Genomic DNA, 15399 nt, shown 5'->3' on the forward strand with positions numbered 1-15399 from the left:
CAACGATGTTTTTCCAATTTCTTCTCTAATTATCGGACTATTTAACAGGAAGGATGCCAGAAAACATTACGTTGTAACACGCGTTACTACTCTTGATTTCTACTACTCTTGAGGTTTCATATTACCCACTTCAACGTCGCCTAGTTTAGTAAAACTACTTTAGATTAAGCATGCTCAATATGTAACGCTCCGCTCAAATCCAGGAGACGTATTTCGGCTAAAAAAAGCAGCTCAATAAGATGAATTTCGCTTCATCTATTACATATGTCTGCGAGTGCTTACTGTTTTTATATCGCTTATTTAATAACTCCAGTTGAATTATCGTTATAAGTTACGGTGTCTCTTTTTTCTTTTTTTAGCATAATCTTCTGCCTGAGAACGAGGCTCTCTTGGGCTTTGTAATTAAATTACAAGATCAATCGCGACCAATATGGTTGGCAGATTAAAAGACCGAGGTAAATAATTGATATAATTGAGTTTAATTTATAAGTTCTTTAAAAAATGCCTAATTACCTGCACTATGCAAACCAAGGTTAAAATAATGAGGTAAAATTTTACCAACTCACTATTTAGTCTTAAAGGTAATTGAGCAAGATTAAAATCATATAGGTATAGTAAATTGTAGTTACAGCGTAACCATGGTGGTATTTGGGAATGTAAAGGAATAGAAAATAGAAACGCAAAAAAAACAGGGCGTATGCCCTGTCCATGAATTGATTAGTTTTGTTGCTGTTGTTTTTCTGCGTACTCAGATCGAATCCGTTCGGCAACAATTTTGATAGCTTCTGCAGTACTTGTGCCCTTCGCCATCAATTCTTGAATTCTCTCTACAGCTTGTTGTTGCTCTTGGTGAGATAGAGGGGGTAAATCGTCAAACATAAAAAGCTCCTCATTTTGAGGAGCTGACTATAACGATTCAATTAATAGGTAGCAAGGAAATTAATGGATGCACCCATAGCGTTCTCGTTTGTGTACTGAGCTGCGATATCCAATTCGAACAACTTAAGTGGAGACAACCCGATACCAGCAGTAATGGTTCCTTCGTCATTACTTCGAGCTAAGTTCTTCATATACCCTGCTCGTAATGCCATTTGACGCAAAATATCAAATTCAATACCAGCTCGAATCATTTGCGTATTATCATCAAAGGATGAAAAACGTTTTTCTTCGTTAAGATCGTAGTCAACACTCATCGTAAAGTAATCGGCAACAATCCCTGCCCCAACGGTGTATACAGGACGCATGCTATATTCGTATGATTTTATCGTATCGCTGCCATATTGGAATGACTTTGTTTTAACGTCTCTTCCGATCAAATTTTTCGCTGAAATACCGAGACGATATGGGCCAAAGAACCAAAGTGCGCCGGCGTCTAAGTTAAACATCGTTTCCGCGGTCTCATTTTCACGTAAGTCTTTAGTATCAAAATTCTGAAAACTCGTGGCGTATGAGTATGTGTATATACGCTGAAGTTTAGGAGTAACACCAAAAGAAAGGTGTTGGTTCATGAAATTAGTGTATTTAGCAAGTGAAATACCTGCTTCAGCCACGCCAATAGAAACACCTTGTACATAGCTATCATCTAATGGATTAGTACCTGAGGTATCAACATTTGGTTGTACGAATGATTCAGTGTATAGCTTACCGTATGCAGTTGCAGATAAGAATTTGTTGGGAATACCAATGGCAACGACACCACCAAGATCAAAGTCTGTCTTTTTCCCATCGATAGCATCCATCGATTTTTTGATTTCATCGACGTCTGTCAATTTGCTGATGCGTTCGATCTCATCAACTAGATCATATTGATCATCGTAGCTGCCACCAAAACTTGGCACGATCATGCCTGCATCGTCATTTCGGCGATAAATCGCAGTAAGAGCGGGGTTGAAAAAAGGCGCAGTTAGATAAGTTGCTGATACGGTACCAACGCCACCCATTGCATCACTACGAGCCTCTATCGCATAAGTAGCAGCAGAGGCAGCATTAGCGAAAAGAATAGTAGCAACAGAAGTGGCAAGAATTTTATATTTGTTTTTCATACTACACTTGTGATTTTAGTTCGTCCTGAACCTTTATCGGCACAAGTAGTATTTCTTTAACTATTCTTCCTGGGAAAGATCATAGGTTCGGCTAATAGTTTGAGCCTGCTCAACAATTATATCGCCCTGCCAACGGCGACTATTGATACTTACCGCCAATACGTATCTATCGTTTGGGACACCCGCTAGCTCCAATGAATTTGGATAGTTAGACTCATAAGTCTTTTTCCACATTTGCTCGTACTGGCCATCAATGTAGTCATACAAACCAACTTCAAGTTGCGGTAATGGACAATGGGGATTACGAAGTGCGCTCTTTTCTACTTTCCAATTCTCTTTAGATGTCCAACGAACATATTGAGAAGAGTTTGAATCTCCAAGTATTACCCAAGTTCGATACTCTTGTTTATCAGTAGAAACAACGGTTAAGTGATATAAACCAGCTTCAAGCTTGCCTGTTAAGTTATAGCGTTTCGAGTAACTACGCTCGTTGGCAAGTTCTGTCCCGTTCGGCTGTTGTTCATAGCTGAATGAACTGTCCGCGGATATAGAATCATCCACCCATCGATTAAATGAAATATTTTCGATGTCAGTTGTAGCTCTTAGCTTGATCACCAATCTAAATGTATCTCGCCCAGGGCTTTGAATAGTCTGACGAATAACGTTCACACCACTTATCCAATCAGGCAGCGTTACACCAGTGAGAGCCTTGCCACAGTTTTTAGATAGTGACTGACCAAGAAGATCATTAAGGTGAGGAGTCAAATCTTTACTTGGTTCCGTTTGCCAGAGTTCAACAAGAGAGTTGAACATACCCGCAAGATCATCTTCAAGTAAGTGTTGATGTGCCTGTGTTAAAGGCGTGTTAGTTTGAAACCAGTCCATCGCATGGACTGGTTTCACTAACGCTAATGAGACAACTACAGGGAGTAGTATTTTCATTACGACTTATGCTTTCATCTTGTAGCCAACACCACGAAGTGTTTCAATTTCCAGTCCTGGCAGTTTTTGACGAAGCTGTAGTACATGTGTATCAACCGTACGTGTTGTCGGGAAGTGATTGTAACCCCAAACGTGGTCAAGTAGCTCATCACGAGTAAACACGCGACCTAAGTTTGACGCCAAAAATAGCAGCAAATCAAACTCTGTTCGAGTAAGCGTAATTAGCTCGTCTTTATAAGTCACTTCACGAGTCGAGCGGTCAATCTCTAAGTCTTTTGTAATCACTTTATCAGCGTTGCTTTGTTCTGCTGAATCCGGTGCTCGTAGCTGTGCACGGATTCTCGCAAAAAGCTCCGCCTCAGCAAAAGGCTTTGTTAAGTAGTCGTTCGCGCCGGAATCAAGGCCTGCAACTTTATCTTTTACGGTAACAAGTGCCGTTAACAAGATAACTGGTACGTCTTTAATCTGTTTCCATTCTGGGAGACATTGTACAGAGTCACCATCTGGGAGTTGGCGATCGAGAATTACCAAGTCAGCTTTTTTCCATTGTGGCTCTACGTCTGCAATACGCTCCACATGTAAACACTCATATCCTGCTTGTTCCAGGCTTACTAACAGGCCGTCAGCCAAGTTTTTATCGTCCTCAACGAGAAGCAGTGTCTGTTTCACAAGGTATCTCCAATATAAAAGTTGTAGGTGGTCCCATTAAGGACATTTTTCCGCCCATGCGGCCTACCATAGATTCAACGATTGTTAATCCAAGTCCTAACCCGCTCTTACTTACGAACGGTTTCTTCAAATTTGCCCAATCTTTAGCCGTTAGGCCTCCTGCATCTCGGACTTGGAATACTATTTTTTCTTCACTAGTTGAGACATCCAATTCAACCGGTGCGACACCGTACTTAAGCGCATTACGAAGCAAGTTATCGATACAAGTTCCTAACCAGTACACATTAACTTTAGCAGCCACATCTTCATTGATGTTAAAAAGCACGGCACTATCAAATTCTTCTTCGATCTTAAATTCTAACCAATCTGCAACGGATGGTACCCAGTCTGTTGCAAGCATTTGGTTATCAGATTGCAAATAATCTTTACTCGCTTCTGCCAATTGACGCAGGCGGCGCGTATCTTCACACAATCTGCGGAATTCGTCATACACACTTTCAGGCAAATGCTCGAACTCTCGACGAAAGCCCTCAACCGTTAGTGACAGGGATGCAATCGGTGTTCTGAGCTCATGCGTTAAAATTTGCAACACGAGCATTCTACTACGTAGTTCTTCTCGCTTGCTATTCCAACGGTACACCGCCCAACCAATCACCAAAAGAATATTGGCGATTACCAGTATGATCATACTGATCCGCAAAACTTGCGAGTGATCTTCTACATCCCAACAAATATTGCCTCGTTTAACAAAGCAACTTTTGCTTTGAGAGGCTAGAGCGTATGACAGACCCGCATTCGCTACGTTCTCTTGCCAGATATCTTTCTCGAAAACAAAGTAACGGTCACCACGTCTTAGCCAAAGTTCATTACCTTCAATAAACATGCTCGCGCCTGCAATCAAAGCATTAATGGCGTCGTCATCCATGTTTTTCAAGCTTTCTAGCAACTCATCCCCTTCCTCGTTATCACGCTCTTTTATATGCATGTACTGAGATAGTTTGGGTTTGAGTTCTGGATACTTATCCACATAACGTGCCGCGTACGTCCCACCACCAGGGTGAATGAGACCACTACGCGAGAACCAACGAGGTGTCAGCTGCGTCCCTTTACAAATCGCTCTTGTAAATACTAAAGGCTCAGTAATTAAAGGACTTAATGGTAATTTGCCACGACAAGTATTCGCCAAGCTGTAAAGCTGTTGGATATCTTTTAACGGATAGTCAGACGTTTGCGGCAGAAGCGAATCTGGCGCAAGTAACTTGGTAGGATAATTTGATTGCAGAATACGAATATCGTACGACTTAAGAGCTACTTCATAGTTAAATAGCTCTGTAAACGTATCTATTCTTTCTGGTAGTGAATCGGAAAATGCAGGTGCCGAAAAAAGCGGCAATACAGTTGCAAAACCGAGCAAAAACTTTTTAATCAAACTGTTACCGTCACTTATTACATTAGCCAAAACTATACATCAATCTACAAGCAATTGACATCAGCTAACAGAAGGATTTGCATTACTATAACATTGAAACGGAACAAAAAAGGGCCAGCGATTGCTGACCCTGTATAGTTTTAAATCAAGAATGGTTAAAGTGCTTTAAAAATAGACTCAACACTTTCTTTCGCATCACCAAATAGCATTGATGTATTTTCTTTGAAGAACAGTGGGTTCTGTACCCCTGCGTAACCCGTATTCATTGAGCGCTTGAATACCACTACGTTTTTCGCATTCCATACCTCCAATACGGGCATACCAGCGATTGGGCTGTTCGGATCTTCCAGTGCGGCTGGGTTGACCGTATCGTTAGCACCGATAACCAATACGGTATCGGTTTCAGCAAAGTCATCATTGATTTCATCCATTTCAAGAACGATATCATACGGTACTTTTGCTTCAGCGAGTAACACATTCATATGCCCCGGTAGACGACCCGCTACTGGGTGAATCCCAAAGCGAACTTCAATACCTTGTGAACGAAGTACATCAGTAATTTCATGAACAGGGTATTGTGCCTGAGCTACTGCCATGCCATATCCTGGAGTGATGATTACTGATTTTGAGTTCTTCAACATCTCTGCAACTTCTTCAGCCGTTGTTTCACGATATTCGCCCTGCTCTTCGTCACCTGAAATCACTATCTCTTGACCAAAACCACCGGCAATAACACTGATAAACGAACGGTTCATTGCTTTACACATGATGTAAGAAAGAATCGCACCTGATGAACCTACCAAAGCACCTGTTACAATCAATAGATCATTTGCTAGCATGAAACCTGCTGCCGCTGCTGCCCAACCTGAGTATGAGTTCAACATAGAGACAACAACTGGCATATCAGCACCACCGATTGAAGCGACTAAATGGTAGCCGAATGCGAACGCGATCAAAGTCATCACAATAAGAGCGAACATGCTGCCATCTGCTTTTACGAAGTAGATCATAAGAAGCGTAGAAATAACAACCGCTGCGAGGTTCATTTTGTGCTTATGAGGCAGGTTAAGTGGCGACGAAGAAATCACACCACGCAGCTTACCAAATGCGACAATTGAACCGGTGAAAGTTACGGCACCGATGAACACACCCAAGAATACTTCTACAAGGTGGATAACATGCTCAGCATGTGTTGCTGCTTCTGGCGCATCTAGGTAGCTGTTGTAGCCAACTAAAACCGCAGCTAAACCTACAAAGCTGTGTAGAATCGCAACCAGTTCTGGCATCTCGGTCATTTCTACTTTCTTCGCATAGAAAATACCGATCGCACCACCTATCGCCATCGCGATAATGATCCAACCAAAACCTTGCGCATCTGGGCTAAAGATCGTCGCTATCAGCGCGATCGTCATACCAGCGATACCGTAGTAGTTACCATTACGAGCAGACTCTTGCTTTGAAAGCCCCGCCAAACTCATGATGAAAAATAATGCAGCAACAATGTAAGCTGCTTGTACTAATCCTGCAGACATTGTGACTCCTATTTATCTTTGCGGAACATTTCAAGCATACGCTTGGTGACGGTGAAACCACCGAAGATATTGATACTCGCGATCAATACAGCAATAAAAGATAGGAATGAAACGACGCCATTACCTTGTCCAATTTGCAGTAATGCACCAACGACAATAATGCCAGAGATAGCATTCGTTACTGACATTAGTGGAGTATGAAGTGCATGGGTAACATTCCATACTACGTAGTATCCGACAACACACGCTAGAACAAATACAGTAAAGTGAGAGAGAAACGCCGCTGGAGCAACAGAAGCAACCCAAGCAAAGGCTCCAACAGCCGCTGCCACACCAATAATTTTCTTCGTTGGAGACGTAGGTTCTTCTACTTTAGGCTCTGGCTTCACAGGCTGTTCTTGTTTCACTTGCGGCTGAGCTGAAACCTGAATTGGTGGCGCTGGCCAAGTAACTTCACCTTCTTTCACCACGGTAACGCCACGGATAACAACATCTTCAAAATCAATATTGATGTTGCCATCTTTCTCTTTACACAGCAGTTTTAGAAGGTTAACAAGGTTTGTCGCGTAAAGCTGAGAAGATTGTGTAGGCAAACGACCAACCATGTCAGTGTAACCAACAATTTTTACCCCGTTATCCGTCATGATAACTTGGTCTTTCACTGTATATTCACAGTTACCGCCATTAGCGGCTGCCAAGTCAACAATTACACTGCCCGCTTTCATGCTGTCGACCATTTCTTTGGTGATCAACTTCGGCGCAGGTTTACCAGGGATGAGCGCGGTCGTAATAATGATATCAACATCTTTAGCTTGCTCTGCGTATAACTCTGCCGCTTTTTTGTTGAAGTCATCAGACATTTCTTTTGCGTAGCCATCCCCAGAGCCTGACTCTTCTTGAAAGTCAACGGTCAGGAACTCAGCGCCCATCGATTCAACTTGCTCTTTTACTTCTGGGCGGACGTCAAACGCACGGACAATGGCACCTAAGCTACCTGCAGCACCGATAGCCGCCAAGCCAGCGACGCCAGCACCCGCAACCAATACTTTCGCTGGAGGTACTTTACCGGCAGCCGTAATTTGACCTGTAAAGAAACGACCAAACTCATGAGCTGCCTCAACCACTGCACGATAACCAGCGATATTAGCCATCGAAGATAGCGCGTCTAAGGCTTGTGCACGTGAGATACGAGGAACGGAATCCATGGCAAGAACGTTAATGTTCTTACTTGAAAGTTGTTCCATCAACTCAGCATTTTGAGCCGGCCAAATAAAGCTAACCAGTGTTGCTCCATCTTGCAGTAACGCAATTTCGTCAATGCCTTGCTCATCATCCACAATTGGCGCATTAACTTTTAAAATAAGGCCAGATGCCCAAACTTCTTCACTAGAAACGATTTTCGCACCAGCTGCTTCATAAGCGGCATCATCGAAACTCGCTAGCACCCCCGCTTGGGATTCAATCGCGACATCGAATCCCAATTTTATTAACTGCTCAACCGACTTCGGCGATGCAGCCACTCGCGATTCACCCGCGAGTATCTCTTTAGGTACACCGATTTGCAAAACGCATACTCCTTGTATACATATCAATAAATTAGTCCCAAAACAGAGCGTCGCTCTACTCTAATTCTTTTTTATTTCTATCTGTTTACCACGCAAGACAATTGCAAACGAAAGATGATGTTTGGGGACACCCATTTGCACAATAACACCTTGACTAACAGCCCTGTTATTATTCTGTTTGTATCGAACGCGTCTCATTACTTCAAGTGTTTTGTAATTTAAATACTAAATTTCATTACATATAACGCTAAGTAATGAATGATTGTCGCTCTGTGCACGAAAAATAACAACGCAACACCGTACTAGACTGAGGTCTAACCAGGTGACGATTAAATACTGACTTAACAGAGATTTAAGCGTTAAAAAGAAAGAGCCACTAGCATATACACTAATGGCTCTTTTTATGATGACTGGAATCAAATTGCAGTAAATTGCTAGTCGAAGATTTTATCGCCCATTTGATCAATAAACATTTGAGATTTCTTCAACATAAGGTCATTGGCATCTTGCTCTGAGCCAAGCAAATCGGAGCGAATAAACCGATGTGTTTTCACTTCATCATTGTCATGCTTTTCTATTCGACCAGCGATGCGATATTGTCCGCCCTCTGAAAGGCTCTCTGGGTAAATAAGGAAACCTTTATACTCAACTGGTTCGATATTTTTGGCTTCAACCGTTTTCTCACTACCACCAAACAAACGCGAAAAAAATCCCACGATTCCTCCTTGGGTCAGCTCACTAGTCAACTGAGCGACTCTTACTTAATATTAACGTTAAGGATCGGTTTTTCATACCAATCCAACTCTTTGTCATCATCATAACTAGTATGGGAAAAAATTACAGGCACATCATACTCTCGGTTCTTACGCCTGTCTTCTTTCACCATTTCTGCGGCGTTTTTCACCGCTATATCCGCGCTTTGCTTAAACTGGCTTAATTTTTGTTCAGGAAGTGAAGACAAAAAATCAATATCATGACGGATATAGACAGGCTTGAGCTGGATAAGCGCAAGGCAAGCAATATCGGCTAACTGTTCGTTGTCATACTGTTCTAAAAATTCGGGCAAACTGAGAACCTGGCCTACTAATGTTTCCATGTAATTGTGCACATCTGAGCTTATCTGCATCTGTAAATCTCCTTTTTCCTATGAAATGAGTATAGCAACGACTTGTTTATAACAACTTATTGATTGCTCTTAATTTAATCAATCTCTCTCTTTTTGCCGTAATGTCTTCCAAAATACTTGGGAAAAGGAACAAATAGACGTATTCTTGCTAGTTCTCAAAGTTCGAAATTCAATAACGGATAAATATCCATATTGATAAAACGATTTACCTAACCAATTATATAGTCAACTATTTTCAGGCAGTTTGTAATAGATGTCCTCATCGTCAATGACTTCATCAGGCTTCAGATTCTTATCCCCTTTTTTGCTACTGGGCATAGTGAGTTCGGGCATGGACAGCATTATTCAGATGACTCAGGCAAACTGGGGCATTGCCGCAAACTTGCCGTACATACTATTAGGTTGTGCGCTACTCCTTTGTTATTCATTTAAGCAAGGCAGAGAGTCCATGGTGTGCTTGGCAATGTTGCTAGCCTACTTCGTGATACAGCACCGCCTACAAGTCCCGCTTCAAAGTGGTACCGCTTTACTTGAGCTAACCATTTTAGCCACGTTACTTCCTGTCTCGTTTCTTACGGTATTTTTGTTTAGTAAAGAAGGTTTTGACTCTAGAGCCATGTTGACTTACATCTTGATGTTAGCAATGTTCGTTCTTTGGTCTTATCTAACGCTAGCATATTACGTTGAAGGAGGGTTTGAACAATGGACAAGCGGTATTTTATTTATTGTACCTACGGTCTCTAAACTGCCTTTAATTCTTGTTTTATATTGCGTGGGTATTGTCTGTTTTCTTGGAATCCTTGTTTTAAAGAAGAATGAAATTATCCATGCGATGACCTACTCTGCCATGGTATTGGCGTCTGCGACGTTCATTTTCTTTGATGTGCAGTACATATCAAGCACCATGTTTACGCTAACAGGGCTGCTTATCATTATTTATGCCGCTTCCGCTAGCCATCAACTGGCTTTCACCGATAGCCTAACGCTGATTCCGAGCAGACGTGCACTTGATCTCGATCTAAAACACATGGGTAAGAAGTTCACGATCGCAATGCTTGATGTTGACCATTTTAAAAAGTTTAACGACACCTACGGTCACGATACTGGTGATGACGTTCTAAAAATGGTCGCTTCGCGCCTCACTAAAACCCCAGGCGGCGCAAAAGTTTATCGATTTGGCGGAGAAGAATTTACCATCGTTTTTAAAGGCAAATACACTGACGAATGTAAGAACTTTTTGGAAGAAGCTCGCAAATCGATTGCAGAATACGAGATGATATTACGCGATGAAGAATCTCGCCCTGAGAACCATAAACAAGGACAAAAACGTCGTGGTAGCAACAGTTCGAAAAGAAAGTCGGTTTTTGTTACCGCAAGTTTCGGAGTTGCTGATAGCCGGAATGGGCAAGCTCCTCTGGACGTCATTAAATCAGCGGACGAAGCACTTTACAAAGCGAAAAAGGCCGGACGTAACTGCATAAAGCTTCGTTAGACTCTCACCAATCGTGAAAGTTAACAAGCTTGTCTGGGTTTACAACAAAACCGAACTTCCCCATCAGCATAATAACTGCACTCATCGTTGCCACTATCCCGATGTTATCTATCTAATCAAAGGTATAAGGTATACGCCCGATTGCGACATTCCGTTCGCACTGTTTGCCTATCTTACTTTGAGTGAGCTTTAAAATAACCACCAAAAAGTGACAACGCAACAAAAAGAGTGGCGTTCATAAGATTTTGTTTTTAAAGAGAATTAACTAAAGTATGTGTGTTTCTTCCCAAAGACTTCGAGGTATATAGCGCTTTATCAACGGTTGCATACAAGTCTGATTGCACTTCTTTCCCTGTCGGTTGAAAAACAAAAACACCCTGTGACACTGTCACTCTATTTGACACACTAGAATACTCATGTGGGTAATCGAGAAAATACATAGCCTCTTGTATACGCTCGGCTTCTCTTTCTGCTGTTTGAGTGTCGGTACACCCTAGCAACACGACAAACTCTTCTCCACCATATCGACCTACATATTCCCCAGAGCGACAAAAAGTAGCCTTGAGTTGATTCGCAATCGCTTGCAAGCAACGATCGCCTTCAATATGACCGTAATTATCATTAAACGGTTTAAAAAAATCGACGTCCAATAGAATCAAAGCCATTGGCATGTTGTGACGGCCATGCCATGCAACCATCGATTCCAACTTATGGTCGATATAACGGCGGTTATAGAGTTTGGTTAGGCCATCTTCATTCGCTTGTTGAGTCAAAAGTTGATTAACTTGCTCTAATTGAGCTGTCGCTTGCTTAAGCTCTCGTCTCATATGAGCAATACGCTGCATTGCGATAAGTTTAGAGTTCAGTACCAGTTTATCTACCGGCTTAATTAAATAGTCATCACCGCCCGCGTCTATGGCTTTAGCAATCATTTCTGGCTCTTCGTGACTACTCAAGAAAATAATTGGGATCCAATCCGGAAACGTTTCTCTTATATGAAGAGAGACTTCAAAACCGTTCATATCTGGCATTGATATATCGAGTAACACCAGTTCCGGATCAAAACTCTCGTAGGTATTTAACGCCTCTAGTCCACTACCTACGGCTTTTACAATATGTCCAAGTTGCTTTAGACGAATAGCCAACTGCATCCTGTCTAGCTGAACATCGTCAACCAGAAGGATTCGCATCGATGTCCCTGTCGGTTGCATAACGCGTTCCATTTTTAATTATGTCTTTATTAAACATATACCATACTCATAGAGTTGTTGCATTCGACTCATAATTAAGTGCTATATTTTTGTTTGAATATCACGGAATCCATTGCATAAAGCAGTTAGACTGGACGTTACCCTATCTAATCATAGCCTGTGAGCAGAAGTTCAACAAACTCATTCACTTTGGTCATCTTGCGGACTAATGGGTATAGCTATTTGATGCATTTGGTATTAATATTCCCGCCTTTTTGTAATGAGAGACACACCATGTCAGAAGCAACTAACAGCGAAAGCAAAAAAATCGATCTAGCCAGCATTTCTCCAGAGCTACGTAAAGTTATCGAATTTGACGAAGTTCCAGAGCAAATGTTCGAAATGGTTACCTCTATCCATGAAGTGTCTGAAGAAGCGGTACGTGAATCATGGGACGAAATGCCAGCAAGTGCACAGAACATTCTAGACAACTTTGAACAGTTTCATGCTCTAGTTTCTGTAGGCCAAGCATTCGCTGGTATTAATGTGATGGAAGAGTTTCCGACTCTTAATCTGCCAGAAAACATGACAGATGAAGATAAAGAAGAATACCGTGCTCAACTACTTGATAATGTGCTTCACAACTGTGTGAAAGACATGGTTAAGCAACTTAAGAAAGCACGTCGTGACCCACTTCTTAAGCGTGAATTCAAAGAAGTATTCGCGAAGTAATTCCGACATTCTTCTAGTAACAAAGGCCGCACTTTGCGGCCTTTTTTGATCATGAAGCGTAAATCAGTCTAAACGGTTAATGAGGCGCTAGTGCCATATCTTTTTGTGTCACACTGACACCTTTAATTTGTGCAAAAACACGGCTACCAATTTTTAGGTTGAGATCGTCAAGGGCCCACGGTGTGATCGTTGCCCACAAATAACATTTCTCGTCTAGCTTGAGTGATACATTAATACTCTGTTTGTCATCGGCTGCGTTAAACACTTCGATGGAATCGACAATAGCAGGCAGAATATTTCGAATCGACGTCGCCTTGGGCTGCTCGAGCGTGATAGAAACGTCGTTGGCACGCACTTGCAAGCGTATTGGCGTGTCTGGTGTTCCGTCAATCTTTTGCACCCACAGGAATACATTAGGTGCAAGGCTGATACAAGTCAGTGCATAACGTTCATGATGTTCAGCAATCCGGCCTTCAAATAAGCTGCTTTGATCTGAGAAAGATTGCCATGGACGCATAGCATGAGAAGCCCACACTTCTTCAAGCTTACCTGAACTCGAAATTTTACCTTGGTCAATAATTGCAAGGTGCTGAGCAAGCCTTAAAATTTCCTGGAGACTGTGTGTGACATAGATAATAGGGATATTTACCTTCTCCGACAACTCCTCAAGAAAAGGCATTACCTCACGCTTTCTTGGCATATCGAGTGAGGCAAGTGGCTCATCCATCAAAAGCAAATTGGGTTTAGATAGCAATGCGCGCGCAATCGCAACACGTTGCTTTTCACCACCAGAAAGTGATACCGGAAAGCGCTTTAGTAACGGTTTGATAGACAAGAGTTCGGTGACTGCATCAAAATACTCGTCATCTTTTTCTTTAACGCCATATAACAAATTGCCTTGAACCGAATAGTGAGGAAACAAACGTGAATCCTGAAACACATAACCAATACCACGCTTGTGCGTTGGTAGGTTGATTCCCTGTTCACTGTCAAACAAAACATGCTCACCAACCGCAACATACCCTTGCCTTGGAGTTACCAATCCGCTGATGATGTTAATCAACGTCGTTTTACCAGCACCAGATCGTCCAAACAAGGCACTAATTCCGTTACAGGGTAACTTAAGTTTGATGTCGAAGTCAGTCTCACCAAGCATTTGTTTAAATTGGACTTTAATCGTCATTGCTTCGCACCCAATCTGCTTGCCGCTTTACGATTTAGCCATTCAGAGATCATTAATGTAGACAAGGCTAACGCGATAGAAATGATACACAGACGAGCCGCCTGCATTTCTGCACCTGGCGTTTCAATAAAGTTGTACATTGCCAGCGGAATCGTTTGGGTCTCACCCGGAATGTTAGAGACGAAACTGATCGTCGCCCCGAATTCGCCAAGACTACGAGCAAATGACAGCATCGTGCCCGTAATAATTCCGGGAATGGTCAGTGGTAACGTGATGGTGAGAAACACTTTTAAAGGAGAAGCGCCTAACGTAGAGGCTGCGTGCTCCAATTTAGGGTCGACGCTATCTAAGCTTAAGCGTACTGAACGAACCATCAAAGGCAAAGCCACGACAAGACAAGCGACTACTGCCCCTTTCCAATTAAAGCTAAAGACTACCCCTAAGTTTTCATAGAGCCACTTTCCAAGGAACCCTTGTCGTCCTAAAGAAATCAACAACAAATAGCCGATTACCACTGGCGGCAATACCAGTGGTAAATGAACTAAGCTATCGAGAATCGATTTACCAAAGAACGTTTTTCGAGAAAGTAGCCAAGCAAGAAAAACGCCGAGAGGAATCAGCCAAAGTACTGCGTACGCGCCTACTTTGAGGCTTAACATTAAGGCTTGGTATTCCAGTTCTGTCACGCTTCGTTCCTATAATTGAAGGCCGGTTTATTGCTGAAAGCCATATTGAGCAAAAACGCGTGCGGCTTCGTCCGATTTTAGGTACTGGAAGAACTGCTCCGACTCAGTAGAATCATTCACAATTGCAGCCGGGTAAACAATAGCCGCATGCGTATCACTCGCAAATTCGCCGACAATTTTGACTTTATCAGTTAACTGAGCATCGGTTTTGTAGACCACACCTAAAGGCGCTTCTCCACGTTCAACCAACGCCAAAGCTAAGCGCACATTCTTTGCTGGTGCGACGTGAGTTTGAACCGCTTTCCATACACCCAGTGTAGTCAATGACTCTTTCGCGTACATACCAGCAGGTACTGACGTCGGATTGCCTAAAGCAAGACGATTTCCATGCAATGCCTTCTCCCATGCCTTTGCATCAGAAAAGTTAAATGAGGTTAATTCTGAAGACTGAGGAGCAATCAACACTAAGCTATTGCGCACTAGATTTGTGACATTGTCACGATAAATGACGTCTTTATCGACCAAATAATCCATCCATTTCGTGTTCGCAGAAATGAATACATCCGCTGGTGCGCCATTGATAATTTGTCGAGCGATAGAAGAAGAACCACCATAAACGGGAGTAATAGAAACGTCATACTTTTCTTCAAAGTTTTGCGCGATCTCGTTAATCGCATTCGTCATAGAAGAGGCTGCATACACTTTTAGGTTCGTTGATGCGTTTGCTGAAAATGAAATGCTTAATACTACCGTAAGGCAAGCATACTGTTTCCATGCTTTCATAGAGATACTCCAATACAAGGCAAGCGAA

Annotated in this window: 15 protein-coding genes; 2 read left to right on the top strand and 13 right to left on the bottom strand. The window is 42.3% G+C overall.

What is annotated here, in order from left to right:
- Nucleotides 1–717 precede the first annotated feature (717 nt).
- The 9 genes from R7040_RS04825 to R7040_RS04865 all read right to left on the bottom strand — a co-directional run bounded on the left by R7040_RS04825 (nucleotide 718) and on the right by R7040_RS04865 (nucleotide 9305).
- Nucleotides 718–879, bottom strand: coding sequence for a YoaH family protein (locus R7040_RS04825; protein ID WP_005376257.1), 162 nt, complete (start codon nucleotides 877–879; stop codon nucleotides 718–720).
- Between the two features lie 41 nt (nucleotides 880–920).
- Complete coding sequence (locus tag R7040_RS04830) at nucleotides 921–2042, bottom strand: conjugal transfer protein TraF (RefSeq protein ID WP_005388052.1); 1122 nt, start codon at nucleotides 2040–2042, stop codon at nucleotides 921–923.
- A 60-nt stretch (nucleotides 2043–2102) separates the two neighbouring features.
- The gene (locus tag R7040_RS04835; protein WP_005388048.1) at nucleotides 2103–2984 is read right to left on the bottom strand and encodes a DUF2861 family protein; all 882 of its coding nucleotides are present in this window, start codon (nucleotides 2982–2984) and stop codon (nucleotides 2103–2105) included.
- Nucleotides 2985–2990: 6 nt separating this feature from the next.
- Entirely contained in the window at nucleotides 2991–3653 is a 663-nt protein-coding gene (gene vxrB / locus R7040_RS04840; protein WP_005376251.1) for a response regulator transcription factor VxrB, read from the bottom strand.
- Nucleotides 3628–5082, bottom strand: a complete 1455-nt coding sequence (gene vxrA / locus R7040_RS04845; protein ID WP_025767766.1) for a sensor histidine kinase VxrA — start codon at nucleotides 5080–5082, stop codon at nucleotides 3628–3630. Before vxrA ends, vxrB begins: the two co-directional genes overlap by 26 nt.
- A 155-nt stretch (nucleotides 5083–5237) precedes the next feature.
- Nucleotides 5238–6614 carry a Re/Si-specific NAD(P)(+) transhydrogenase subunit beta gene (pntB, locus tag R7040_RS04850; RefSeq protein WP_005376248.1) on the bottom strand — a complete coding sequence of 459 codons (1377 nt, stop codon included), beginning with the start codon at nucleotides 6612–6614 and terminating at the stop codon, nucleotides 5238–5240.
- An 8-nt stretch (nucleotides 6615–6622) separates the two neighbouring features.
- Nucleotides 6623–8179, bottom strand: coding sequence for a Re/Si-specific NAD(P)(+) transhydrogenase subunit alpha (locus tag R7040_RS04855; RefSeq protein WP_054575447.1), 1557 nt, complete (start codon nucleotides 8177–8179; stop codon nucleotides 6623–6625).
- Between the two features lie 434 nt (nucleotides 8180–8613).
- Nucleotides 8614–8895 carry an HlyU family transcriptional regulator gene (locus R7040_RS04860; protein WP_005376244.1) on the bottom strand — a complete coding sequence of 94 codons (282 nt, stop codon included), beginning with the start codon at nucleotides 8893–8895 and terminating at the stop codon, nucleotides 8614–8616.
- Nucleotides 8896–8936: 41 nt separating this feature from the next.
- Nucleotides 8937–9305, bottom strand: a complete 369-nt coding sequence (locus tag R7040_RS04865; protein ID WP_005376241.1) for a late competence development ComFB family protein — start codon at nucleotides 9303–9305, stop codon at nucleotides 8937–8939.
- A 253-nt stretch (nucleotides 9306–9558) separates the two neighbouring features.
- On the opposite strand from R7040_RS04865, the gene R7040_RS04870 reads away from it, so the two are divergent.
- A complete protein-coding gene (locus R7040_RS04870; protein WP_031778917.1) occupies nucleotides 9559–10797 on the top strand; it encodes a sensor domain-containing diguanylate cyclase in 1239 nt (412 codons plus the stop codon).
- Nucleotides 10798–11048: 251 nt separating this feature from the next.
- On the opposite strand, the gene R7040_RS04875 is transcribed toward R7040_RS04870, so the two are convergent.
- On the bottom strand, nucleotides 11049–12008 hold the full coding sequence (locus R7040_RS04875) for a diguanylate cyclase (protein WP_005376234.1): 960 nt from the start codon (nucleotides 12006–12008) through the stop codon (nucleotides 11049–11051).
- A gap of 273 nt (nucleotides 12009–12281) precedes the next feature.
- Between R7040_RS04875 and R7040_RS04880 the strand changes: the two genes are divergently transcribed.
- The gene (locus R7040_RS04880; protein ID WP_005376232.1) at nucleotides 12282–12719 is read left to right on the top strand and encodes a DUF3069 domain-containing protein; all 438 of its coding nucleotides are present in this window, start codon (nucleotides 12282–12284) and stop codon (nucleotides 12717–12719) included.
- Nucleotides 12720–12795: 76 nt separating this feature from the next.
- Here the strand turns inward: R7040_RS04880 and modC are convergent, their stop codons facing one another.
- The 3 genes from modC to modA are packed head-to-tail and all read right to left on the bottom strand — an operon-like array spanning nucleotide 12796 to nucleotide 15371.
- Nucleotides 12796–13902: a molybdenum ABC transporter ATP-binding protein ModC gene (gene modC, locus R7040_RS04885; protein WP_005376229.1), complete on the bottom strand. Its 1107-nt coding sequence runs from the start codon at nucleotides 13900–13902 to the stop codon at nucleotides 12796–12798.
- Nucleotides 13899–14588: a molybdate ABC transporter permease subunit gene (modB, locus tag R7040_RS04890; RefSeq protein ID WP_005376227.1), complete on the bottom strand. Its 690-nt coding sequence runs from the start codon at nucleotides 14586–14588 to the stop codon at nucleotides 13899–13901. The genes modC and modB overlap by 4 nt, the downstream gene beginning before the upstream one ends.
- A 27-nt stretch (nucleotides 14589–14615) precedes the next feature.
- Nucleotides 14616–15371, bottom strand: coding sequence for a molybdate ABC transporter substrate-binding protein (modA, locus tag R7040_RS04895; RefSeq protein ID WP_005376225.1), 756 nt, complete (start codon nucleotides 15369–15371; stop codon nucleotides 14616–14618).
- Nucleotides 15372–15399: the final 28 nt, after the last annotated feature.

This window comes from Vibrio sp. 1069, from assembly GCF_033340555.1.